Raw genomic sequence first — 21,420 nt, forward strand, 5'->3', positions numbered from 1 at the left:
CATAGCGTGGCTCCATGGACGCGGACAGCGGGGGCGGCGAGGAGCCCTGGAGCCCCCCGGGCGGGGAGCTCCCCGGGGACGGCTCGCCGCACGGGTTCCTCGAGGCCTACGGGCGCGGACTGCGCATGGGCAGCTTCGACTGGGACCTGGCCAGCGGCCTGATGCACATGGACAGCAACGCCCACGACGTGTTCGACCTGATGCCCCAGGAGTACGACGACCACCCCGAGAGCCTCGGGGTGCGCGTCCCCACCGCCGACGCCGGCCGTCTGGACGCGATCGTCTCGCAGGCGCTGAAGAGCGGCGAGGAGAACTACGGCGCCTACTTCCGCATCCGCACCCGCGACGGCACCCTGCGCTGGACCCACACCCGCGGCTACATCCGGCGCGACGACGACGGCCGCCCGCGCCGCATCGTCGGCATCGTGCGCGACGCCACCGACGAGCTGAACGACGCCACCGTGCAGCACGAGCGCGCCGTCCGCGCGGCCGCCCGGCGCCGCGAGACCAGCGTCGTGCAGAACACCACCGCGGCCCTCGCGCACGCCCGCACCGTCCGCGACGTCATCGACGTGCTCCGCGAGACCCACGGCATCGAGAACCTGGGCGCCACCAGCTTCGTGATGGGCCTGGTGCGCGCCGGCCGGATCCATCTCGTCGCCGAGGGCCCGCGCGGCAGCTTCGTGCCGGGCACCCACGTCACCCGCGTCGACGACCCGTACCCGATGAGCGAGGTCGTGCGCACGCTCACGCCCCGCTTCATCGAGTCGCCGCGGGACTTCGCGGACTCGTACCCGCTGCTGTGGCCGCACATCGACCACCTCGGGATCCGCTCCGCCGCCTATCTGCCGCTCATCGCGCAGGCCCGGCCCATCGGCGTCGTCGGCCTGCTCTACCACGACCGCAAGGGCTTCACCGACTCCGAGCGCAACGTCCTCGTCGCCCTCGGCAGCAGCATCGCGCAGAGCCTCCAGCGCGCCATGTTCTACGAGCAGGAGAAGGACCTCGCCCAGGGGCTCCAGCAGGCCATGCTGCCCCGCACCATCCCGAACGTGCCCGGCGCCGACATCGCCGTCCGCTACCGCTCCGCGTCCGTCGGCCGGGACATCGGAGGCGACTGGTACGACGTGATACCCCTGCCCGGCGGCCGGGTCGGCGCCGTCATCGGCGACGTCCAGGGACACGACACGCACGCCGCCGCCGTCATGGGACAGCTGCGCATCGTGCTGCGCGCGTACGCCGCCGAGGGCCACACCCCCGCGACCGTCATGGCCCGCGCCTCCGTCTTCCTCCACGAACTCGACACCGAACGCTTCGCGACCTGCCTCTACGCCGAGACCGACCTGTCCACCGGCGTCGTGCAGTTCGTGCGCGCCGGCCACCTCGATCCGCTGCTGCGCCGCACCGACGGCATGTGCCGCAAGGTGCCCGTCGAGGGCGGCCTCCCGCTCGGCCTGTCCGCCGAGTTCGGGCGGCTCGACTACCCGGTCACCACCGTCGAACTCGACCCGGGCGAAACGCTGTTGCTGTGCACCGACGGCCTCGTCGAACAGCCCGGCACCGACCTCGACGACGGGATGCAGGCCCTCAGCACGCTCATCGGCACCGGCCCCGCCGACATCGACCGGCTCGCCGACCGGCTGTGCGGCTCCGTCGACGAACGCGGCGCCGACGACGACGTGGCGCTCCTGCTGCTGCGCCGCCGCGGCGCGGGAGCGGCCCGCAGCGGCGGCCGGCTCACCGAACACGTGCCGCCCGGCGACCCCGACGCCCTCGCCGCGGTCCGGCACATGATCCGCGCCGCCGTGCGCGCCTGGGGTGCCGCCGAGCGCGCCGACGAGATCGAACTCGTCGCCGACGAACTCGTCACCAACGCCCTCATGCACACCGAGGGGCCCGCCGTCGTCACCCTGCGCGTCATGAACGGCGCCGACCGGCGGCTCCGCGTCGACGTCGAGGACACATCGAGCGCCCTGCCGCGCCGCCGCGAGGCCGGCGAGGACGGGGTCTCCGGGCGCGGGCTGCTCCTCGTCGACCGGCTCGCCGACACATGGGGCGTGGAGGCGCGCGGCGGGGGCAAGTGCGTGTGGTGCGAGTTCGTGGTCCCCGCCCGCACCTGACAGGAGGAGGAACCCCATGCCGGAACTGCCCGAGGTCGAGGCGCTGAAGGACTTCCTCGGCGGCCGTCTGGTGGGGCGCGAGCTCGTCCGTGTGCTCCCCGTCGCGATCAGCGTCCTGAAGACCTACGACCCCCCGCTCACGGCCCTCGAGGGCCGCACGGTCACCGCCGTCGCCCGGCACGGCAAGTTCCTCGACATCGACGCGGGCGGGCTGCACCTCGTCACCCACCTCGCCCGGGCGGGCTGGCTCCAGTGGAAGGACCGGCTCCCCGACGGCCCGCCGAAACCCGGCAAGGGCCCGCTCGCCCTGCGCGTCGCCCTCGAGACGGGCGAGGGCTTCGACCTCACCGAGGCCGGCACCACCAAGAAGCTCGCGGTGTACGTCGTCCACGACCCCGGCGACGTCCCGGGCATCGCCCGCCTCGGCCCCGACCCGCTCGCCGACACCTTCGACGAGGGGGCCTTCGCCGCCCTGCTCGACGGCGAACGACGGCAGATCAAAGGGGCGTTGAGAGACCAGAAGCTGATCGCGGGCGTCGGGAACGCCTACAGCGACGAAGTCCTGCACGCGGCCCGCATGTCCCCCTTCAAGCTGGCCGCGACCCTCACCCCCGACGACGTGCACACCCTCTACGAGGCGCTGCGCACCACCCTCACGGAGGCCGTCGAGCGCTCGCGCGGGGTCGCCGCCGGCCGCCTCAAGGCCGAGAAGAAGAGCGGCCTGCGGGTGCACGGCCGCACCGGCGAGCCGTGCCCCGTGTGCGGCGACACCATCCGTGAGGTCAGCTTCAGCGACAGCTCGTTGCAGTACTGCCCGACCTGCCAGACGGGCGGCAAGCCGCTGGCCGACCGCAGGATGTCCCGCCTGCTGAAGTGAGCGTCACGACGCCGCTGCCACCGGCAGCGACAGCAGCCGCCCGCCGCCGACCGCCCGCACCTCGAACCGGGCGATGGCGTCCGGCCGTTCCGCCGCGCCGCCGGTCACCGACACCCGGTCCGGGCCGCCGCCGTGCACCGCCCAGCTCGCCACCGTCTGCTCCGTCCCGTCCCGCCCCACCGCGACCAGCCGGCACACCCGCGGCCCACCCGGATCCCGCACCTCCAGGTCGACCTGACTGCCCCAGCCGCGCCCGTCCGCCGTGAGCCGGGCCGTCACCCCGGACGCCGTGTCCCGCCCGCGCAGCGCGAGTTCGCCCCCGCCCGCCGCCGGATGCCGCAGCACGGCGCCCGCGCCGGCCGCCGTCACCAGCAGCGCCAGCGCGGCGACCACCGCCCACGCCCGGCGGCGCCCGGTGCGGTGCAGCGCGCCGAGCCGGTCCACGGCCCGCTCGACGAGCGTCGGCGCGGGCCGCGCACACCACTCCACGCACGGCGGAGTCGCCCGCGCGTACATCGCCAACAGGCCCGTGGTGAGCCTCAGTTCACCGATGTACGCCGTGCACGCGGCGCAGCCCGTCAGATGGTCCTCGAAGCGGAACCGGTCCGCCGGGTCGAGAACCCCCAGGGCGTAGGCGCCCGCGTCGCGATGCCGTTCCAGGGACCTCATGCGCTCCTCCTGCTCTCGACCACCGGTACGCACGGGGCAGCCGATTCATTCAAGCGACCGCGCGATTACACTCCGCCGCATGCTGCGCGTACTGGCCGTCGACGACGAGGAACCCGCCCTCGCCGAACTCCTCTACCTCCTGCGCGCGGACCCCCGCGTGCACAGCGCCGAGGGCGCCACGGACGCCACCGAGGCGCTGCGCCGCATCGGCCGGGCTCTGGAGGAGGGCGCCGGCGCCGACGGCGCCATCGACGTGCTCTTCCTCGACATCCAGATGGCGGGCCTGACGGGCCTCGACGTGGCCCGGCTCCTCGCCGGGTTCGCCCGCCCGCCGCTGGTCGTCTTCGTCACCGCGCACGAGGACTTCGCCGTGCAGGCCTTCGAGCTCAAGGCCGTCGACTACCTCCTCAAGCCGGTGCGCCGCGAGCGTCTCGCCGAAGCCGTCGGCAGGGTCGCCGAACGCGTCCGGCTCGCCCCGCCCCCGGCCACCGTCGCCGACCGGATACCCGTCGAACTCGGCGGCGTGACCCGGATGCTGGACGTCGCCGACATCACCTACGCCGAGGCGCAGGGCGACTACGCCCGCCTGCACACCGCGGACGGCGGCAGCCACCTCGTCCGCATCCCGCTGACCACCCTGGAGGAACGCTGGCAGCCCCTCGGCTTCGTCCGCGTCCACCGCAGCCATCTCGTCGCCCTGCACCGCATCGACGAACTCCGCCTCGACGGTGCCGGAATGACCGTGCGGGTCGGCACCGCGCAGATCGCGGTCAGCCGCCGCCACACCGGCCGGGTGCGGGAGCTGCTGATGCGCCGCTCCACCGGCTGACCGGCTGACCAGCCCCTTCCTCTACCGCGCGGGGGATGCCTACACTCCGCCCGTGTCCGAACCACGACGTCAGGTGGTGACCGGCGAGCCGCGCACCGCGCACGGCGCGACCGGTCCGCCCGGCCTGCGCACCCAGTGGGAGATCGACGAACAGACGACGCTCGGCGCCGCGTACGTCCGCTCGCTCATGCGCAGCCAACTGCGCGCGGGCGTCACCGCGTTCGTCGTCCTGGCCGCCCCGGTGGCGGTCCTCCCGCTCTTCTTCGGCGTCCTGCGCAACGCGGCCGTCGAATGGCTCGTCCTCGGCTTCGGCTGCTACCCCTTCCTCGTCCTCATCGCCTGGTGGTACGTGCGCAGGGCCGAACGCAACGAACGCGACTTCGCGGCCCTGGTCCGCGGCCGGGACACCCCCGACCCCGGAGCACCGTGAACGAGGCGTACGCGATCCCCGCGGTGGCCGTCGTCGTCCTCGCCACCGTCCTCATCGGCGGCTTCGGCCTGCGCATCTCCCGCACCACGTCCGACTTCTACGTGGCCTCGCGCACCGTGGGACCCCGGCTCAACGCCGCCGCGATCAGCGGCGAGTACCTGTCGGCGGCCTCGTTCCTCGGCGTCGCGGGTCTCGTCCTGGCCCACGGCCCGGACATGCTCTGGTACCCGGTCGGCTACACGGCGGGCCATCTGGTGCTGCTGGTCTTCGTCGCGGCCCCGCTGCGCCGCTCGGGCGCGTACACCCTCCCGGACTTCGCCGAGGGCCGCCTGGAGTCCCGCGAGGTCCGCCGGGTGGTGAGCATGTTCGTCGTCGGTGCCGGCTGGCTCTATCTCGTGCCCCAGCTCCAGGGGGCCGGCCTGACGCTGCAGATCCTCACCGGGGCACCCCGCTGGTTCGGCGCCGCACTAGTGGCGGCGGTCGTGGTCCTCGCGGTCGCCGCCGGCGGGATGCGCTCCATCACCTTCGTGCAGGCCTTCCAGTACTGGCTGAAGCTGACGGCACTGCTGGTGCCCGCCTTCTTCCTGCTCCTCGCCTGGCGCGGCCAGGGCGGCCAGCCCGGGGCGCTGCCCGCCGCCGACCTGCCCACGGCCGGTGCGGGCGCCGGGCAGCCCCTCGCCACCAGCCGCGCCGACCACCCGCTCTACGCCACGTACGGCCTGATCGTCGCGACGTTCCTCGGCACCATGGGCCTCCCGCACGTCGTGGTCCGCTTCTACACGAGCCCGCACGGCCGCGCGGCCCGCCGCACGACCGTGGTGGTCCTGGCCCTCATCGGCGTCTTCTACCTCCTGCCGCCGCTCTACGGCTGGCTCGGCCGTCTCTACGTCCCCGAACTCACCACGGCCCAGGACGCGGACGCCACCGTGCTGCTGCTGCCGGGGCGGATGATCGACGGGGTCGCGGGGGACCTGCTGGGCGCGCTGGTGGCGGGCGGCGCCTTCGCCGCGTTCCTGTCCACCGCGTCCGGCCTGACCATGGCGGTGGCCGGAGTGGTCAGCCAGGACGTGCTGCCCACCCGGGGCGTGCGCCACTTCCGGCTCGGCGTGGTCCTGGCCATGGCGGTGGCCCTGGGCGGCGCCCTCCTCGTCGACGGCGTCCCGGTCGCGGACGCCGTGGGCATGGCCTTCGCGGTCTCGGCGTCCTCCTTCTGCCCCCTCCTGGTCCTCGGCATCTGGTGGCGTCGCCTGACCCCGCCCGGCGCACTCGCGGGCCTGTTCCTGGGCGGCGGCTCGGCCCTGCTGGCCGTCACCCTCACGGTCTCCGGCGCGGCCACCTCGGGCTGGCTCCACACCCTCCTGGCCTGGCCCGCGGTCTGGTCGGTCCCGGTCGGCTTCCTCGCCATGATCCTCGTCTCCCTGGCCACCCCCGGCGCGATCCCCCCGCACACGACGGCCACCATGACCCGCCTCCACCTCCCGGAGTCCCTGAAGTCCCTGGACTCCCCGGCGAGAGGCGGCGACCAGTGACAGCCACCGGCACGGTCACGGCGATCCTTCTCGCCCTCTGCCCGGTCCTCCTGGGCGCGGGCTTCGTGCTGGGCCGCCGCACGGCCCACCCCGCGGGCCGCAGCGACGTGGGCACCCCCGTGGAGCGCGCCACCTTCGAGACCCTCCACACGGCCTCGCTCGCCGCTCCGGCGCTGCGCGCGGGCCTCACCGAGGACACGGCCCGCAAATCGGCCCGCCGGCTGCGCAGCCTCCTCGGCACGGAGGCCCTGGCCCTGACCAACCGCTCCACGGTCCTCACCTGGGACGGCACCTCCGAACACCCGCACGTCAAGAACGTCATGCCGCAACTGGAGCCGCTGCTCGCCGGCGGCCGCACCATCGCCTTCGACTGCGGCTGCGACACGCTCGACTGCCCGCTGCGCTGGGCCGTCGCCGCCCCGGTCGTGGCCGACGGCCGGGTACGGGGAGCCGTCGTCGCCTACGCGCCCCGCGAGTCCGCCGTCCTGGCCCGGGCAACCGACGAGGTGGCCCGCTGGGTCTCGGTCCAGCTCGAACTCGCCGAACTCGACCGCTCCCGCACCCGCCTGATCGAGGCGGAGATCAAGGCCCTGCGCGCGCAGATCTCGCCCCACTTCATCTTCAACTCCCTGGCGGCGATCGCGTCCTTCGTCCGCACCGACCCCGAGCGCGCCCGTGAACTCCTCCTGGAGTTCGCCGACTTCACCCGCTACTCGTTCCGCCGCCACGGAGAGTTCACGACCCTCGCCGACGAACTGCACTCCATCGACCAGTACCTGGCCCTCGTCCGGGCCCGGTTCGGCGACCGTCTCACCGTCACCCTGCGGATCGCCCCGGAGGTCCTCGCGGTCACGCTCCCGTTCCTGTGCCTCCAGCCACTCGTGGAGAACGCGGTGAAACACGGCCTGGAGGGCACCGTCACCCGCAGCCGCATCTCCATCGGCGCGACGGACGCCGGAGCGGAGGCCGAGGTCGTCATCGAGGACGACGGCGTCGGCATGGACCCGGACCGGCTGCGGGCGATCCTGCGCGGCGAGGGCGACCGCTCGACGGGCATCGGCCTGTCCAACGTGGACGAGCGCCTGCGCCAGGTGTTCGGCGACGCCTACGGCCTGGTGATCGAGACGGCCGTGGGCGCGGGCACGAAGATCACCGTCCGGATCCCGAAGTACCGGGCCGGGGTCTACGCACCCTGACCGCGCCCCGAGTCCTCGCACGCATCAGAACAGATGGATCGCCAGGTGCCCCAGCGGCAGCCCGAGCTGCCACGCGGGCGTCCACACCTGCGGCCCGTCCTCCTCCTCGGGCACCGGCACGGCGTCGAGATCGGGTGCGAGCAGCTCGGTCTCCTCCAGCCATCTCCACGCCGCGGCGGCGAGCCGCAGATCCGGCGACCGGTGCCCCGCGCCGCGCGCCTCCCGCTCCCGGAACCGCGCCCGCACCCAGGCCTGCCACGGCTGGTCGTACGCCGTCAGCGACGACCAGGTCTCCAGCTGCGACACCACGCGGATCCCGGACAGCTCGTCACCCGCGTCGGACAGGAAGATCGTCAGGGCCAGCGCGTCACGGCCCGCCCGGAACTCGAAGGACGTGGGCGGCATCAGATCACCGGTCCGCAGCAGCTCGTCCGCGATGTACTCGGCGTACAACCAGGCCATGGGAACGGTGAGTTCCCCCTTGGCGGCACCCGACGCGCCGCCCTCGTTTCCGTGCAACATCCCTTCCTGCCTTCCTCCGGTCCGTGCGCTTCGCCGGCCCCCGGGTCCCACCCGTCCAACTCACCGGGGAGGACAGCGGATTACTCAACCGAGAAAACAGCACTCCGAGCAAGGCGCTTTACTGATGCTTGACTTACGGTCCGGTTTCAACGCAGGTCAGGCGCGTAACCCGGAAGGACCCTCCGCAACGCCCGCAACGCGTAATACGCACGGGACTTGACAGTACCCGGGGGGATCCCGAGTACGGCTGCGGCCTCCGCCACGCTGGCGCCCTTGAAGTAGACCTCCATGAGCACCGCCCGGTGATCGGGGCTCAGCGTCGCCACCGCGTCCCGCACGTCGAGCGCGGCGGTGGACCGGTCGGCGTGGTCGGCGCAGACCCGGGCGTTCTCCAGCACCGCGTCACCGACCTCCGCCGGGCGGGCGAGCCGGGCCCGCCGGGCGTCGATGGCGAGCCTGCGGCCGACCGTGAACAGCCAGGGCCGCACCGACCCGTACTTCGCGTCGAGCGCCTCGGGGTGCTGCCAGGCCCGTACGTACGTCTCCTGGACCAGATCCTCCGCGCGCTGCCGGTCCCCGTCGCACAGCCGCAGCAGGAACGAGAACAGCGGCCTGCCGTGCTCGCGCTGAACCTGGGCGAGGTCGTCCTCCGTGGTGGTGGGTGTGATGAGCGCCGTCGTCATGCGCGTATGGCAGCGCACGTCCGTGCGCCCGCCCAGGGGACGCGCGCGCCTCTGCGGCAGGCGGTCGAAGCGGTCGACGAACGGTGCGGCGAACGGGCCGTCCGGCAGCGCGGCCTGACGCCATTTCAGGGACCGCCCCGGTATGGGGCCTTGACTCCCCTCTGTCCTCGCACATGGATACGTATCACGAAAATCACCGCGAAAAAGGGAGAGTCGACGATGCTGCCGACGACGGCACGGAGCGCGCGCCGCGGTACCCGGCGAGGAGCGGCGGCCCTCACCGCCCTGCTCGCCATCCTCGGCGCGGTGTCCTGCGACGCACCCGGGCGCGGGCCCGCGACACCGTCGTCGGCCCCCGGCGCGCACGCCGCCCCGCACGCCTTCACGCTCGTCGCGTCCGGCGATGTGCTCCCGCACACCTCGATCATCGCCCGCGCCGAGGAGGACGCGGGCGGCGACGGCTACGACTTCCGCCCGATGCTGGCGGGCGTGCGGCCCGTGGTGTCCCGGGCCGATCTCGCGATCTGCCACATGGAGACCGTGTACGGCGCGCCCGGCGACTACAGCGGCTACCCCGACTTCAAGTCCCCGCCCCAGGTCGCCGCCGGGCTCCGCGCCACCGGCTACGACTCCTGCTCGACGGCCTCGAACCACACCCTCGACGACGGCGCGCCCGGCATCGCCCGCACCCTCGGCGCCCTCGACCGCGCGGGCGTCGCCCACGCGGGCTCGGCCCGCACCGCCGCGGAGAGCCGTGCGCCCGCCCGGCTGCGCGCGGGCGGCGCCGAGATCGCCCAACTCGCCTACACCTACGGCACGAACGGCTACCGCCCGCCCCACGGCAAACCCTGGTCCGTCAACCTGATCGACCGCCGCCGCATCGTCGCCGACGCCCGCGCCGCCCGCCGCGCGGGCGCCGACGTGGTCGTCGTCTCGCTCCACTGGGGCACCGAGTGGCAGGACGAGCCCGACGCCCGGCAACTGCGCCTCGGCCGGCAGCTCACCGCGTCCCGCACGCACGGGCGGCCCGACATCGACCTGATCCTCGGCACCCACGCCCACGTCCCGCAGGCCTACGAGAAGGTCCACGGGACGTGGATCATCTACGGCATGGGCGACCAGATCGCCGGCGAGATGTTCAACCCCGACGGCGAGCAGGACGACCGCGGCAACATGAGCACCCTCGGCCGCTTCACCTTCGCGCCGCCCGCCCGCGCGGGGGAGCGGTGGCGGGTGACGAGGGCCGAGTTCGTCCCGCAGTGGTTCGACCTCGGCTCCGGCCGCGTCGTGGACGTGTCCCGCGCGATCGCCTCCGGCGCGGACCTGGAGTCCGTCCGCGACCGGATCCGCCGGGTCGTCCTCAGCCGCGGCGCCGCCCAGGACGGCCTCGTCATGGCGCGCTAGGCCCCGCCCCGGTGTCCTGCTCCTCCGGTGCGCGGTTGAGCGCGGAGCGCTTGTACGAGTACCCGAAGTAGATGACGAGGCCGATCGCGAACCACACGGCGAACCGCACCCAGGTCTGCCACTGGAGGAACGTGATCAGCCAGATGGAGAAGACGACCCCGACCGCGGGCACCACGGGCATCCCCGGCGTCCGGAAGGTACGCGGCAGCTCCGGCTGCCGGTAGCGCAGCACGATCACCGCGACGCACACCACGACGAACGCCAGCAGGATGCCGATGTTGGTCAGCTCGGCCGCCTCGCCGATCGGCAGGAACCCGGCGATGGCGGCCGACGCGAACCCGACGATCCACGTCACGCGCGTCGGCACGTGCCGGGTGGGGTGCGTCTTCGCGAACCACTTCGGCAGCAGCCCGTCCCGGGACATGGAGAACCAGACCCGGGTCACGCCCAGCATGAACGTGAACATCACGGTCAGGATGCCGATGATCGCGCCCACCGCGATCACGTCCGCGAGCCCGCTCAGCCCGACCGCCTTGAACGCGGTCGAGAACCCGCTCTCCGGATCGATGTCCTTGTAGTTCTGCATCCCGGTGAGGACCAGGCACGCGAGCACGTACAGCACCATCGAGATCGCGAGGGAGTACAGGATCGCCTTCGGCATGTGGCGCTGCGCGTCCTTGGACTCCTCGGCCGCCGTCGACATGGCGTCGTACCCGAAGACCGCGAAGAACACCGTCGCCGCACCCGTGAACGCGCCGCTGACACCGAACGGGAAGAACGGCGAGTAGTTGCCCGTGTTGATGTGGAAGAAGCCCACACCGATCACCAGCAGCACCACGAGCACCTTGAGCACGACGACGACCGTCTCGAAGCGGGCCGCGTTCTTGATGCCGAGGGTCAGCAGATAGGCGATCAGCAGACACAGGGCCGCCGCGAAGAGATCCACCTTGTGGCCGCTGCCGGTACCCGGCGCGCCCAGCATCCACTGCGGCAGATCGAGCCCCATCTCGCCCAGCAGGAAGCTGAAGTAGCCGGAGATGCCGATCGCCACGACCGCGACGATCGCCGTGTACTCCAGGAGCAGGTCCCAGCCGATGAACCAGCCCACCAGCTCCCCGAGGACCGCGTACCCGTACGTGTACGCGGAGCCGGCCTTCGGGATGAGTCCGGCGAACTCCGCGTAGGACAGCGCGGCCGCCGCGCTCGCCACACCCGCGATCAGGAACGAGATCAGCACCGCGGGCCCCGCCGTGCCGTTGGCCACCGTGCCCGCGAGCGTGAAGATGCCGGCCCCGATGATGCCGCCCACACCGATCGCGGTGAGCTGCCACAGGCCCAGCGAACGGGTCAGGCCGGGGCCGTCCCCGCCGGACGCCGAGTCGTCGATCTGGTCGATGGGCTTGCGGCGCAGTACGCCCTGTCCCATCCGCAGTTTCGGTGGAGCTGTCATGAGCGCACCTCTTCGCATATGCGACGTCGGCTGATGGCCGATCATGATGCACCCAAGGCGACAGCGAAGGAAGAAGGCGCGCGCCCCAGGACCCGGCCTACGGCACGACGGTGACCGGCCAGCGGCCCGCCTTGACCAGCCGCACGGCGACGGAACCGACGATGCGGTGCCCGGCCTGCTCCGACGCGCCGACGACCACGGCGTCGGCCTTCAGCTCGTCCGCCGCGGTCACCAGGCCGTTGAAGGGATCGCCCCGGAAGGTGTGGAACTCCCAGCGGACGTCGTATATGTCCTTGACCCGTTCGGAGGCGGCCCGGATCTCCGCGACGAGACTCTCCGCGATCTCGTCGGTCGTCTCCGCCACGGACACCCCGAGGGCGGCCCCGGCGGCCATCACGGGCTGCACGTACACCACGGCGAGCAGGGCGTGCTGCCGCCGGGCCAGGCCGCCTGCGTAGGCCGCGGCCCGGAACGACGAATCGGAGCCGTCGACACCGACGACGATCACCTTCGGGCCGTCCGTGCCGCGCTCGAACTGATGGGGCTGCTGTTCGGTCACGGCCAGAGGCTAACGGAAAGCGCTGGTAGGGGCGGCGGCGGGGCGGGGGAGCGGGGCCGGACGGGTGCTTTCGCACGTCCCATCCGGTGGTGGTGTGCGCGGTGACCCCGGCACCGTGCGACGGATGAGACATGACCAACCATCAGATCGCGCCCGGCCGCCGGGCGTTGCTGCGCGGATTCACCGCCGTCGGACTGGCGGCGCTCACCGGCTGCGCCGCCGCCGAGCCCGCCGGAGCCCCGTCGGCGGCGCGCCCGGGCGCACCGGCCGCGGCCGGCGGCCCTCCCGCGGCCCGCCCCCTGAAGCCGTCCGCGTACCGGCTCAGACCGATCACCGGATACGGCCCGCAGCGCCCCGCCCGCGCGCCGCTGAAAGCACGTCACCAGCCCATCCTGGAATGGGACTTCGGCCGCGGCGAGCGGGCCATGGTGCTCACCTTCGACGACGGGCCCGACCCCCGCTACACCCCGGACATCCTGCGCACCCTGCGCAAGCACGACGTCCGCGCGATGTTCTTCGTCTGCGGCGAGATGGCCGTGGACAACAAGGACCTGCTGCGCGAGATGGCCGACGACGGGCACATCATCGGAAACCACACGTGGACCCATCCGCTGCTGACCCGGATGACCCGCTCGGGGATGCGGCCCGAGATCGAGCGCACCTGCGAGGTCGTCGAGGACGCCGTCGGCGAGCCGCCCGCCTGGTTCCGCGCCCCCTACGGCGCCTGGAACCGGTCCGCCTTCCGGCTCGGCGCCGAACTCGGCATGGAACCCCTCGCCTGGACCGTCGACACCCTGGACTGGAACACGCCCGGTACCGGCACCATCGTCTCCCGGGTGCTGTCCGGCGCGGCCCCCGGCGTCGTCGTCCTCAACCACGACGCCGGCGGCAACCGGTCGCAGAGCGTCGCCGCGCTGCGCGAGTACCTGCCCGCGCTGCTCGACGACGGATACCGCCTCACCGTGCCGCCGCGCCGCTCCGTCTGACCGGGCCGCGGCCGGGCGCCCGCCGGGTCCGTGCGCTCAGCGCACGGACACCAGGCGGGCGAAGACCACGACGTTCCCGTCGTAGCCGTGCTGCTTGGAGAAACCGCCGCCGCAGGTGATGACCCGCAGCTCCGGGGCGCCGGTCGAGCCGTAGACCTTCTTGCCGGGGAAGGCGGACTTCTCGAAGACCTCGATTCCGTAGATCTTGAACACGGCCGTCTTCCCGTCCTTCCGCTTCACCTCGACGTGATTTCCCTTCTTGAGGGAGCCGAGACCGTAGAAGACCGCCGGGCCCTGCATGTTGTCGACGTGCCCGACGACCACGGCCGTGCCCTTCTCACCGGGGGAGACCGCGCCCGAGAACCAGCCCGCCAGGTTCGGGTCCTGCGGCGGGGGCGCGTCCACCCAGCCCTCCGCGTCGAGGCCGACCGGCATCACCGGTGCGTCCACCTGGATCGCCGGGATGCGCACCCGGTCGACCGCGGAGAACGGCAGCGGATCGGGAGCCTTGGAGGTGGCCCAGACCGGCGTACGGCTGTCCGCGGCGGCGGCCGAGGCGGGCTGCGGCGGACCGATGTCGAATTCCCCCGACCCATTGCGGATCAGGGCGAGACCGGTGAGCAGGACCAGCGCCATCACGCCCCATGGGGCGCGCTTTCTCGGCTGCTCCTCCTCTTCAAGGATTGCGTCGGACATTCGCTCATCCCCTCTGGAAACGGCGGCGAGACCGCATCCGTTGCGCGTATCAGCACGCTAAGTCGGCGGAGCGTGCCCAGCGACGGGGCAAAGGCGAACGGGTGGCCCCGACATCGCAGCTCAGAGGCCCGGTGAGCCATCCGAGTCGCTGTTCTCAGGAATTTTCTGACGGTCCGTGACCTGCGGTGATAACCGTCTTTACGGAATTCTGACGGTGTGTCGACTCACCAGGACGGCCGATTCCCGAAATGCGGCTCCGCACACGGCATCTGAGGGTTCGTCTGGGAGGCGTTCTCGCCGAAAGTCCCGGGGAACGTTCCCCGGGGGCGCCTTCCGCGGAGGATTTCCATGCGTACCACCCGTGCCCTGGCGGTGTCCGCCGCCGCGGTCCTCGCCGTCGGACTCGCCGCCCCCGCCGCGTCGGCCTGGGAGGACCCGACCAACCTCTCCGTCTCGCCCAGCGTCGTCCCGCGCGGTGGCGAGGTGACCGTGTCGGTCGACGGGACCAAGTGCCAGTCGAACAGCACGGCGTCGTCGGACGCCTTCGGCACGATCAACCTCAGCCAGGTCCCCGGCGGCAGCCAGGCCAGCGGGACGGCCACCATCAAGCACGACGCCACCGTCGGCGCGCACGACGTGAGCGTCAGCTGCCAGGGCGCCCCGCTGATGAGACCCGCGGCCTTCACCGTCATCCACGGCGGTGTCCGCGGCGGCCTCGGCGGCTCGGCCCAGACCGGCGCGACCCCGACCGACATGGCGATCGGCGGCGCGCTCGTCGCCTCGGCGCTGATCGGCGGCGGCGTGTTCTGGATGCGCCGACGCGCGGAGGGCAAGGCGTAGGGGCACCCCCATGACGGCGGGCCCCGACCCCCCTTCGCGGGGCCCGTGCACGTGCGAGGGCCGGTGCTCCGCAGACCCGGCGGTCTGCGGAGCACCGGCCCTCGTGGGGTCCGTCAGGCGTCGCCCTCGCCGGCGCGCCGACGCGAGAAGTAGTACGCGCCGCCCATCGCGCCCACGATCAGGGCCGCGCCGAGACCGATCTCGTGCAGATCGAACCCGGCGAGACTGCCGCCGACGCCGGCCTTCACACCGTGCGGCACGGGCGGCGGCTGCGGGTTGTCCTGTCTGCCCGACGCGATGGTCAGGTCGACGCTGCGGGTCGGCCCGCCGTCGCACTTGAACTTCACGGTGTACAGAGCGGCCTGCTTGGCGTCCCAGTCGACGGTCGCGGTCTTCTGCCCGCTGCCGCTGTCGATGGTGACCGTGTCGAAGATACCGGCCGAGACGGTGGTGATCTTGCTGCACCCGCTCGCGTACAGCGCGACCTGGCCGCCCGCCGCGATGGTCGTGGGCGCGACGCTGACCTGGAACGAGTCGTTGTCACCCGCCGTCGCCGCGGGGGCGGAGAGCATGAGGGCGGTGAGGCCGAGCGCGGCTGCCGAAGCGGTGCGTATCGCGGTCATGATGGAGTTCCTCCGGGTCCACGAGGAGCAGCTGCGGACCGGTTCCGCGCGCTTGGGACAAGCACCTCGATGCCCGAAACGCTAGGGACACCCCCTTATGGGCGCGATCGGTGTCGTACGAACGGGGCACAGGTGTGGGCCGGACAGGGGACACGACGGCCCGTCGGCGTCACCCGGCGCCGGGGAACAGCATCAGGAACGGCTGGGCCGTCGCCGCCACCCCGCGGCTGTAGGGCGCGTCGAAGTCCCAGATGAGGAAGAGCAGGAAGGCGATCAGCGCGGAGAACAGCCCGGCGAGGATCAGCTCGCGGGGCGTGCGGCGGATCTGCAGGGCGAAGATCATGCCGATGGTGACCAGGGCGCCGGCGACGAGGCCGAACCAGACCACGCCCGGCATCGTGGCGCCGGTGGAGTCGGCGCGGGCGTTGCGGGCGTCGTCGGCGGCCGTCACCTGGTCGAGCAGCGGCTGGTACGCCTGGGCCTCGAAGTCGTCCTTCGGCACGTAGTCGGTGACGTCGTGCCGGACCTTGTCGAGCAGCTGGGTGCCCTTGTCCGTCAGCTCGCCCTTGGTGCGCATGGTGTGCCACTCCGTGGTCACGACATGGCTGACATATGCGTCGACATCCGCGCGGATCCGGTCCCTGACCCCGGCCGGATAGACCCGCACGCGCTCATGGATCTCGTGCAGTGCCTGCGCCTCGTTGCGGACGTGGTCCTGGGCGGCGCTGCGGGCCTCCCAGACGCCCGCGATGGCCAGACCCAGGACGATCGCGTAGACCACGCCGATCATCATCGTCATGTACTCGATCACGTCCGGGGTCTCGGACGGATCGTCGTCGTCGCCGATTCTGCGCTGTTGCAGCACCTGGACGGCGAGCACGATGGCGCACACGGCGACCATCGCGAGGGCGAGAACAAGCCATTCCGACATCGTTTACCTCAAAAAAAGATCAGCGGGGGCGCAGCGCGGCGACCGCGAGCACCGCGGGGGCGGTGATGAGCAGGGTGAGCGTGACCAGGGACGGGCCGCTCTGGGGCGGCGCGCGGTGGACCGCGGGGCGGTAGGCCGGGTAGTGCACGGGCGTGGGGGTCGGTGTCGGGGTCGGCTTCGGCCGGGGGCTCTCGGTCGGCGTGGGGGTGGGGGTGGGAGTGGGCGTGGGGGTCGGTGTGGGCGTGGGGGCCGGAGGCGGCGGGGCCGCGCGCGGCGGTTCCGGCGCCGGGGTCGGCGGGGGCGGGGGCGGTGGCGGCGCGGGCTTCGGCGGTGGCGGCTTGGGTGTGGGCGTGGGTGTGGGCTTCTTCGGCGGGGGCGTGCTGGGGCCCGCGCTGCAGAAGCCGCCGTCGCCTGCGACCGCCACGGCGCCGCCCGTCGCGCCGCCGTCGACGGACGCGTAGGCGCAGCTGTCGGACGGGGCGAGGGCGGACGCCGCCGCGGCGGGCACGCCGCACAGCCAGGCCGTGAACAGCACCGCGAGGACGCGTGGGACCAGGCCGGAGGAGGGGCGTCCGGCCCGCTGGGTTCGATGCACGACCGAGAGCATGAGCACCGGCGCGCTCCGGCACGCCGTGATCGGCGCGGATTGCCCCGAAGGAGGGGTGTGGGAGCACTTCTGGTTTGCGCGCCCCGCGAGGGTGTTCGGGAGAAATCTTGAGGCGCGTTGAACGCGCGGGGCACCGCCGCGCGTAACTAGGGCCATGTGCGAACCCGACCGGGATCGCACAACACCCAAGCAATCAGCGGGAGTTGATGATGAAGACCTCCTGGCGGAGCGCCTCGCTCGTAGCGACAGGTGCGGCCTTGCTGGCGCTGACGACGGCGTGCGGTCAGGACAAGGGCGACCAGAGCGCGACCGGGCAGAACGTGGGCAACGCGTCCCAGGCGCAGGGCGGTTACGGATCCAGCGGCTCCGACGCGTACGGCTCGTCGGGCGACGGCTCCGCGAGCCCCGCCGCGAAGGCCGAGTCGGCCGGCCAACTCGCCGCGTGGGACAGCAAGAAGCTCGGCAAGGTCCTCACCGACAGCGCCGGGATGACGCTCTACCGCTTCGACAAGGACACCGCGAAGCCGCCCAAGTCGAACTGTGACGAGGCCTGCCTGAAGACCTGGCCCGCGGTGCCCGCGAGCGGCGCCAAGGCCGCCACCGGGGTCGACTCCTCGCTGCTCGGCTCGGTGACCGCGGCCGACGGCACGAAGCAGCTCACCGTCGCCGGCTGGCCGGTCTACCGCTACGCGATGGACACGAGTCCCGGCGACGCCAAGGGCCAGGGCGTCGGCGGCGTCTGGTACGCGGCCGCCCCCGACGGCAAGAAGGCGAGCCCGGCCGCGGCCGCCGCCCCGGCGGACCCGAAGGGCCTGTCCACCCGCAACGATCCGAAGCTGGGCGAGATCGTCGTCGACAAGAACGGCATGACCGTCTACCGCTTCCTCAAGGACTCCGCGTGGCCCATCAAGTCCAACTGCGTGGGCGCGTGCGCGACGAAGTGGCCCGCCGTCGAACCGGTCGCCAAGAACGACACGAAGAACATTCCGCTGAAGGGATTCATGACCTTCACCAGGCCCGACGGCAGCAAGCAGCAGACTCTGAACTGCTGGCCGGTCTATACGTTCTCGGGCGACAAGAAGCCGGGGGACACCAACGGCCAGGGGGTCGGCGGCACGTGGTACGCGGCCTCTCCGGAGGGCAAGCCGGTGGGCGCGCCCAAGTGACGCACCGCCGGACCGGCGGGCAGTGAAGCGAGTAACAACCCAGGAGGGGCCGGTGCGTCCGGCGCGCGGCTCACAGTAGAGTCGTCAAGGATTTGGCGAATCGCCGGTCCGTTCCCACGCGGCCAAGTGATGGTCATGCGGGGGGAACGGACCGGTTCTTTTCGGTTGGGAAAGAGATGGTTTCGGGGTGGTTTCGGATCGCCGCCAATTGGCACGTGCCGCAGGTAGTGACCGAGAACGGACGGTCAATTTCCGTTTTGGCTCGCTCCTTTGTCGGTTGATCAGTAGCCTCGCCTCGAACACCGGATCGCCTACGCCTTGGAGAGTTTGATGGAGCGTCCTGCCTGGGCCCCGCAGGGCATTGACATCACGGTGCCCAGTGTGTCCCGGATCTACGACTACTACCTGGGCGGTTCGCACAACTTCGAGGTCGACCGGGAAGCCGCCCGCAAGGCCATGGAGTTCCTGCCGGGCCTGCCCAAGATCATGCAGGCGAACCGGGCGTTCATGCGGCGGGCGGTGCGCTACGCCGCGGACCAGGGCGTGAGCCAGTTCCTCGACATCGGCTCGGGCATCCCCACCTTCGGCAATGTGCACGAGGTGGCCCAGCGGGCCCGGCCGGGCGCCCGGGTCGTCTACGTCGACCACGACCCCGTCGCCGTCGCGCACAGCAAGGCCGTCCTGGAGGACAACCCCGACACGGCCGTCCTCGCGGCCGATCTGCGCGGCCCGCGCGAGATCCTGCACAGCCCCGAGGTCGGTGAACTCCTGGACCTGGAGCGGCCGGTGGCGCTGCTGCTGGTCGCCGTACTGCACTTCATCGAGGACGCCGACGACCCGTACGGCGCGGTGGCCGAACTCAGCGAGGCGCTCGCGCCCGGCAGCCTGTTGATCGTGACGCATGCCTCCTATGAGGGAATGCCCATATCGACGGAAGAGGCCGGCGGCGCGGTCGACGTCTACCGGAACGATGTCCGCAATCCGCTGATCATGCGGAACCGTGAGGAGATCGCACGGTTCTTCAAGGGGTACGAGGTGGTCGACCCCGGCATCGTCCCGATACCGGAATGGCGGCCGGAGAACGCGCCGCAGGACATCGAGGACGCGGATCCGTACACATTCGCGGGCTATGTGGGAGTGGGGCGCAAGGCGTGAGCGAAGAGCCGGGCGGACCGGAAGACAGACTGCGCAGGTTCGCCACGATCTGGAGCCGGGCCATCTTCCCGGTGACGGCGACCTCCCTGACCAGGCCGGAGTTCGAGGAGGAACTCGTCCCGCTGGCGCGCTCGCTGCGGGCGGCGCTGGCGGCGCGGACGCTGAACGCGGCGCAGGGACAGGCCGTCGGGGCCGCGCTCGTCGACGCGCACTGCACCGACCCCGAGGCGCTCAGCCGCACCCTCGGCGTGATCGACTCCTATCTCGTCCTGTACTGCGGCGAGGAGGCGGACACGCCCGAGCGCGAGGACGATCTGCGGGCCCGCTGCGCCCGCATCCAGCACGCCATGGCCGCAGGCTTCGCCGCCGCGCTGCGCGAGCGCACCCTCGCCGAGCAGGAGGCCATCTCGCGGGCCGCGCTGAACGCGCGCAGCGCCGTCGCCGAAGCCCTGCACGCGAGCGAGGCCCGGTTCCGCGCGGTGTTCCACGGCGCCGCGATCGGGATCGCCATCGCCTCCCTCGACGGCACGGTCCTCGAGGTGAACGACGCGCTGGTACGCATGTTCGGCGGCAGCGAGGGCACGCTGCGCGGCCGCAACCTCCGCGACTGGACACACCCCGACGACGCCCCGCAGGTCTGGCACCTCTACCAGGAGCTGGTGCGCGGCGACCGTGAGCACTACCGGGTGGAGAAGGCGTTCTACCGCCCCGACGGCACCGCGCTGTGGACCAACCTGACGATGTCGCTGCTGCGCGACAAGGACGGCGAACCGCAGTACCAGCTGGCGCTGATGGAGGACACGACGGAGCGCCGGCTGCTCAATCTGCGGCTGCGCTACGAGGCCACGCACGACGCACTGACCGGCCTGCCCAACCGCACCCTGTTCTTCGAGCGCCTGGAGAAGGTCCTCGGCGCGGGCGAGGGCCGCCGCTTCGGCCTGTGCTACCTCGACCTCGACGGCTTCAAGACCATCAACGACAGCCTCGGCCACGCCGTCGGCGATCGGCTCCTCGTCGAGGTCGCCGACCGGCTCCAGGCCTGCGCCACCGCCCGCGGCGAGATGGTCGCCCGGCTCGGCGGCGACGAGTTCGTGGCGCTGACCACGGGCCCCGACACCCAGACCGAGGTCGACGAGCTCGCGGGCCGCATCATGAACGCGCTGGCCACGCCCATCCGCATAGACGGCCGCGAACTCACGGTGCGCGGCTCGATCGGCATCGTCGAGGGCCCGGCCGCCGACCGCAGCCCCGCCGAGGTGCTGCGCAGCGCCGACATCACGATGTACCGGGCCAAGTCCGCCGGCGGCAACCGCTACGAGCTGGCCGACCCGGAGGCCGACGCCCGCGCCATCACCCGGCACGGGCTGACGACGGCGCTGCCCGCCGCCCTGGACCGCGGTGAGTTCTTCATCGAGTACCAGCCGCTGGTCCACCTCGGCGACGGCAGTGTGCGCGGCGCCGAGGCCCTGGTCCGCTGGCTGCACCCGCAGCACGGCGTCCTCGGCCCCGACCGCTTCATCCCGCTCGCCGAGCACACCGGGCTCATCGTGCCGCTCGGCCGCTGGGTCCTGGAGGAATCGGTCCGCCAGGCCTGCGTCTGGCAGGACCGGCACGAGGACGCGGGCCCGCTGCGCATCAACGTCAACCTCTCCCCGAAGCAGCTCACGCACCCCGGGCTCGTCTCCGACACGGTCGACATCCTGGAGCGCTCCGGCCTCGAACCCGGCGCCCTCTGCCTGGAAGTGACCGAGTCGGCCCTGATCGGCGCCGACGACGACCTGCTCAAGCCGCTGCGCAGACTCTCCGAGATGGGCGTCGACATAGCGCTGGACGACTTCGGCACCGGCTACTCGAACCTCGCCAACCTGCGCCGGCTGCCCGTCAACGTGCTCAAACTGGACCGTTCCTTCACCCAGGGAATGCAGCAGTTCCCCGCGGACCCGGTCGACCTGAAGATAGTCGAGGGCATCGTCTCGCTCGCCCACAGCCTGGACCTCGCGGTCACGGTCGAAGGCGTGGAGACCGGCGCCCAGGCGGAGCAGCTCAGGGAGCTGGGCTGCGACACCGCCCAGGGCTGGTACTACGCCCGTCCGGGCCCGCCGGACCGCCTGCACGAGCTGGCGCTCGCCGACGCCACGGGGTGACCCG

At 72.3% G+C, this 21,420-nt stretch carries 21 protein-coding genes; 12 read left to right on the plus strand and 9 right to left on the minus strand.

Annotated elements, in window-relative coordinates; all coding sequences use genetic code 11:
• Positions 1–14 precede the first annotated feature (14 nt).
• Together ABZ930_RS19680 and ABZ930_RS19685 are read left to right on the plus strand one after the other, a co-directional pair.
• Entirely contained in the window at positions 15–2,120 is a 2,106-nt protein-coding gene (locus ABZ930_RS19680) for a SpoIIE family protein phosphatase (protein ID WP_361549346.1), read from the plus strand.
• Positions 2,121–2,136: 16 nt separating this feature from the next.
• Positions 2,137–2,997 (plus strand): DNA-formamidopyrimidine glycosylase family protein, encoded by an 861-nt coding sequence (locus ABZ930_RS19685; RefSeq protein WP_361549348.1) that lies wholly within the window; start codon positions 2,137–2,139, stop codon positions 2,995–2,997.
• Positions 2,998–3,000: 3 nt separating this feature from the next.
• Here ABZ930_RS19685 and ABZ930_RS19690 read toward each other — a convergent pair whose 3' ends face one another.
• Complete coding sequence (locus tag ABZ930_RS19690; RefSeq protein WP_361549350.1) at positions 3,001–3,666, minus strand: zf-HC2 domain-containing protein; 666 nt, start codon at positions 3,664–3,666, stop codon at positions 3,001–3,003.
• A 79-nt stretch (positions 3,667–3,745) separates the two neighbouring features.
• Here ABZ930_RS19690 and ABZ930_RS19695 point away from each other — a divergent pair, with 79 nt between their 5' ends.
• The 4 genes from ABZ930_RS19695 (at position 3,746) to ABZ930_RS19710 (ending at position 7,650) form a co-directional block, all read left to right on the plus strand.
• Positions 3,746–4,495, plus strand: a complete 750-nt coding sequence (locus ABZ930_RS19695; RefSeq protein ID WP_361549352.1) for a LytTR family DNA-binding domain-containing protein — start codon at positions 3,746–3,748, stop codon at positions 4,493–4,495.
• A 76-nt stretch (positions 4,496–4,571) separates the two neighbouring features.
• The gene (locus ABZ930_RS19700; protein ID WP_361549407.1) at positions 4,572–4,925 is read left to right on the plus strand and encodes a hypothetical protein; all 354 of its coding nucleotides are present in this window, start codon (positions 4,572–4,574) and stop codon (positions 4,923–4,925) included.
• Positions 4,922–6,454 (plus strand): cation acetate symporter, encoded by a 1,533-nt coding sequence (locus ABZ930_RS19705; protein WP_361549353.1) that lies wholly within the window; start codon positions 4,922–4,924, stop codon positions 6,452–6,454. The genes ABZ930_RS19700 and ABZ930_RS19705 overlap by 4 nt, the downstream gene beginning before the upstream one ends.
• Positions 6,451–7,650, plus strand: a complete 1,200-nt coding sequence (locus ABZ930_RS19710; protein WP_361549355.1) for a histidine kinase — start codon at positions 6,451–6,453, stop codon at positions 7,648–7,650. Before ABZ930_RS19705 ends, ABZ930_RS19710 begins: the two co-directional genes overlap by 4 nt.
• Positions 7,651–7,674: 24 nt before the next feature.
• Here the strand turns inward: ABZ930_RS19710 and ABZ930_RS19715 are convergent, their stop codons facing one another.
• Entirely contained in the window at positions 7,675–8,172 is a 498-nt protein-coding gene (locus tag ABZ930_RS19715; protein WP_361549357.1) for a hypothetical protein, read from the minus strand.
• 146 nt (positions 8,173–8,318) lie between these two features.
• Positions 8,319–8,855: a sigma-70 family RNA polymerase sigma factor gene (locus ABZ930_RS19720; protein ID WP_361549359.1), complete on the minus strand. Its 537-nt coding sequence runs from the start codon at positions 8,853–8,855 to the stop codon at positions 8,319–8,321.
• Positions 8,856–9,074: 219 nt separating this feature from the next.
• Here ABZ930_RS19720 and ABZ930_RS19725 point away from each other — a divergent pair, with 219 nt between their 5' ends.
• The gene (locus tag ABZ930_RS19725) at positions 9,075–10,259 is read left to right on the plus strand and encodes a CapA family protein (protein WP_361549361.1); all 1,185 of its coding nucleotides are present in this window, start codon (positions 9,075–9,077) and stop codon (positions 10,257–10,259) included.
• Here ABZ930_RS19725 and ABZ930_RS19730 read toward each other — a convergent pair.
• Positions 10,246–11,709 carry an amino acid permease gene (locus ABZ930_RS19730; protein WP_361549363.1) on the minus strand — a complete coding sequence of 488 codons (1,464 nt, stop codon included), beginning with the start codon at positions 11,707–11,709 and terminating at the stop codon, positions 10,246–10,248. The genes ABZ930_RS19725 and ABZ930_RS19730 overlap by 14 nt on opposite strands.
• A 97-nt stretch (positions 11,710–11,806) precedes the next feature.
• The gene (locus ABZ930_RS19735; RefSeq protein WP_361549365.1) at positions 11,807–12,268 is read right to left on the minus strand and encodes a universal stress protein; all 462 of its coding nucleotides are present in this window, start codon (positions 12,266–12,268) and stop codon (positions 11,807–11,809) included.
• Between the two features lie 131 nt (positions 12,269–12,399).
• Between ABZ930_RS19735 and ABZ930_RS19740 the strand changes: the two genes are divergently transcribed.
• A complete protein-coding gene (locus tag ABZ930_RS19740; protein WP_361549367.1) occupies positions 12,400–13,254 on the plus strand; it encodes a polysaccharide deacetylase family protein in 855 nt (284 codons plus the stop codon).
• Positions 13,255–13,290: 36 nt separating this feature from the next.
• On the opposite strand, the gene ABZ930_RS19745 is transcribed toward ABZ930_RS19740, so the two are convergent.
• The gene (locus tag ABZ930_RS19745) at positions 13,291–13,950 is read right to left on the minus strand and encodes a class F sortase (protein ID WP_351446532.1); all 660 of its coding nucleotides are present in this window, start codon (positions 13,948–13,950) and stop codon (positions 13,291–13,293) included.
• 348 nt (positions 13,951–14,298) lie between these two features.
• Between ABZ930_RS19745 and ABZ930_RS19750 the strand changes: the two genes are divergently transcribed.
• Positions 14,299–14,790, plus strand: coding sequence for a hypothetical protein (locus ABZ930_RS19750; protein ID WP_361549369.1), 492 nt, complete (start codon positions 14,299–14,301; stop codon positions 14,788–14,790).
• Between the two features lie 113 nt (positions 14,791–14,903).
• Here the strand turns inward: ABZ930_RS19750 and ABZ930_RS19755 are convergent, their stop codons facing one another.
• From ABZ930_RS19755 to ABZ930_RS19765, 3 genes are all read right to left on the minus strand, one after another.
• Positions 14,904–15,413: a hypothetical protein gene (locus tag ABZ930_RS19755; protein ID WP_361549371.1), complete on the minus strand. Its 510-nt coding sequence runs from the start codon at positions 15,411–15,413 to the stop codon at positions 14,904–14,906.
• Between the two features lie 169 nt (positions 15,414–15,582).
• On the minus strand, positions 15,583–16,344 hold the full coding sequence (locus tag ABZ930_RS19760; RefSeq protein ID WP_361549373.1) for a hypothetical protein: 762 nt from the start codon (positions 16,342–16,344) through the stop codon (positions 15,583–15,585).
• A gap of 19 nt (positions 16,345–16,363) precedes the next feature.
• Positions 16,364–16,939 carry a hypothetical protein gene (locus ABZ930_RS19765; protein WP_361549374.1) on the minus strand — a complete coding sequence of 192 codons (576 nt, stop codon included), beginning with the start codon at positions 16,937–16,939 and terminating at the stop codon, positions 16,364–16,366.
• A gap of 221 nt (positions 16,940–17,160) precedes the next feature.
• Between ABZ930_RS19765 and ABZ930_RS19770 the strand changes: the two genes are divergently transcribed.
• The 3 genes from ABZ930_RS19770 to ABZ930_RS19780 all read left to right on the plus strand — a co-directional run bounded on the left by ABZ930_RS19770 (position 17,161) and on the right by ABZ930_RS19780 (position 21,416).
• Entirely contained in the window at positions 17,161–18,117 is a 957-nt protein-coding gene (locus ABZ930_RS19770; protein ID WP_361549376.1) for an SCO0930 family lipoprotein, read from the plus strand.
• Between the two features lie 330 nt (positions 18,118–18,447).
• Positions 18,448–19,272, plus strand: a complete 825-nt coding sequence (locus ABZ930_RS19775) for an SAM-dependent methyltransferase (RefSeq protein ID WP_361549378.1) — start codon at positions 18,448–18,450, stop codon at positions 19,270–19,272.
• Complete coding sequence (locus ABZ930_RS19780; protein WP_361549380.1) at positions 19,269–21,416, plus strand: EAL domain-containing protein; 2,148 nt, start codon at positions 19,269–19,271, stop codon at positions 21,414–21,416. Before ABZ930_RS19775 ends, ABZ930_RS19780 begins: the two co-directional genes overlap by 4 nt.
• Positions 21,417–21,420: the final 4 nt, after the last annotated feature.

It is taken from the genome of Streptomyces sp. NPDC046716, assembly GCF_040645755.1.
GTDB lineage: Bacteria > Actinomycetota > Actinomycetes > Streptomycetales > Streptomycetaceae > Streptomyces.

Bases quoted from the DNA above. Each gene is read 5' to 3' on its own strand.
- ABZ930_RS19680 (WP_361549346.1), top strand. From the start codon at position 15: ATGGACGCGGACAGCGGGGGCGGCGAGGAGCCCTGGAGCCCCCCGGGC.
- ABZ930_RS19685 (WP_361549348.1), top strand. From the start codon at position 2,137: ATGCCGGAACTGCCCGAGGTCGAGGCGCTGAAGGACTTCCTCGGCGGC.
- ABZ930_RS19690 (WP_361549350.1), bottom strand. From the start codon at position 3,666: ATGAGGTCCCTGGAACGGCATCGCGACGCGGGCGCCTACGCCCTGGGG.
- ABZ930_RS19695 (WP_361549352.1), top strand. From the start codon at position 3,746: ATGCTGCGCGTACTGGCCGTCGACGACGAGGAACCCGCCCTCGCCGAA.
- ABZ930_RS19715 (WP_361549357.1), bottom strand. From the start codon at position 8,172: ATGTTGCACGGAAACGAGGGCGGCGCGTCGGGTGCCGCCAAGGGGGAA.
- ABZ930_RS19720 (WP_361549359.1), bottom strand. From the start codon at position 8,855: ATGACGACGGCGCTCATCACACCCACCACCACGGAGGACGACCTCGCC.
- ABZ930_RS19725 (WP_361549361.1), top strand. From the start codon at position 9,075: ATGCTGCCGACGACGGCACGGAGCGCGCGCCGCGGTACCCGGCGAGGA.
- ABZ930_RS19730 (WP_361549363.1), bottom strand. From the start codon at position 11,709: ATGACAGCTCCACCGAAACTGCGGATGGGACAGGGCGTACTGCGCCGC.
- ABZ930_RS19740 (WP_361549367.1), top strand. From the start codon at position 12,400: ATGACCAACCATCAGATCGCGCCCGGCCGCCGGGCGTTGCTGCGCGGA.
- ABZ930_RS19745 (WP_351446532.1), bottom strand. From the start codon at position 13,950: ATGTCCGACGCAATCCTTGAAGAGGAGGAGCAGCCGAGAAAGCGCGCC.
- ABZ930_RS19750 (WP_361549369.1), top strand. From the start codon at position 14,299: ATGCGTACCACCCGTGCCCTGGCGGTGTCCGCCGCCGCGGTCCTCGCC.
- ABZ930_RS19755 (WP_361549371.1), bottom strand. From the start codon at position 15,413: ATGACCGCGATACGCACCGCTTCGGCAGCCGCGCTCGGCCTCACCGCC.
- ABZ930_RS19760 (WP_361549373.1), bottom strand. From the start codon at position 16,344: ATGTCGGAATGGCTTGTTCTCGCCCTCGCGATGGTCGCCGTGTGCGCC.
- ABZ930_RS19770 (WP_361549376.1), top strand. From the start codon at position 17,161: ATGAAGACCTCCTGGCGGAGCGCCTCGCTCGTAGCGACAGGTGCGGCC.
- ABZ930_RS19775 (WP_361549378.1), top strand. From the start codon at position 18,448: ATGGAGCGTCCTGCCTGGGCCCCGCAGGGCATTGACATCACGGTGCCC.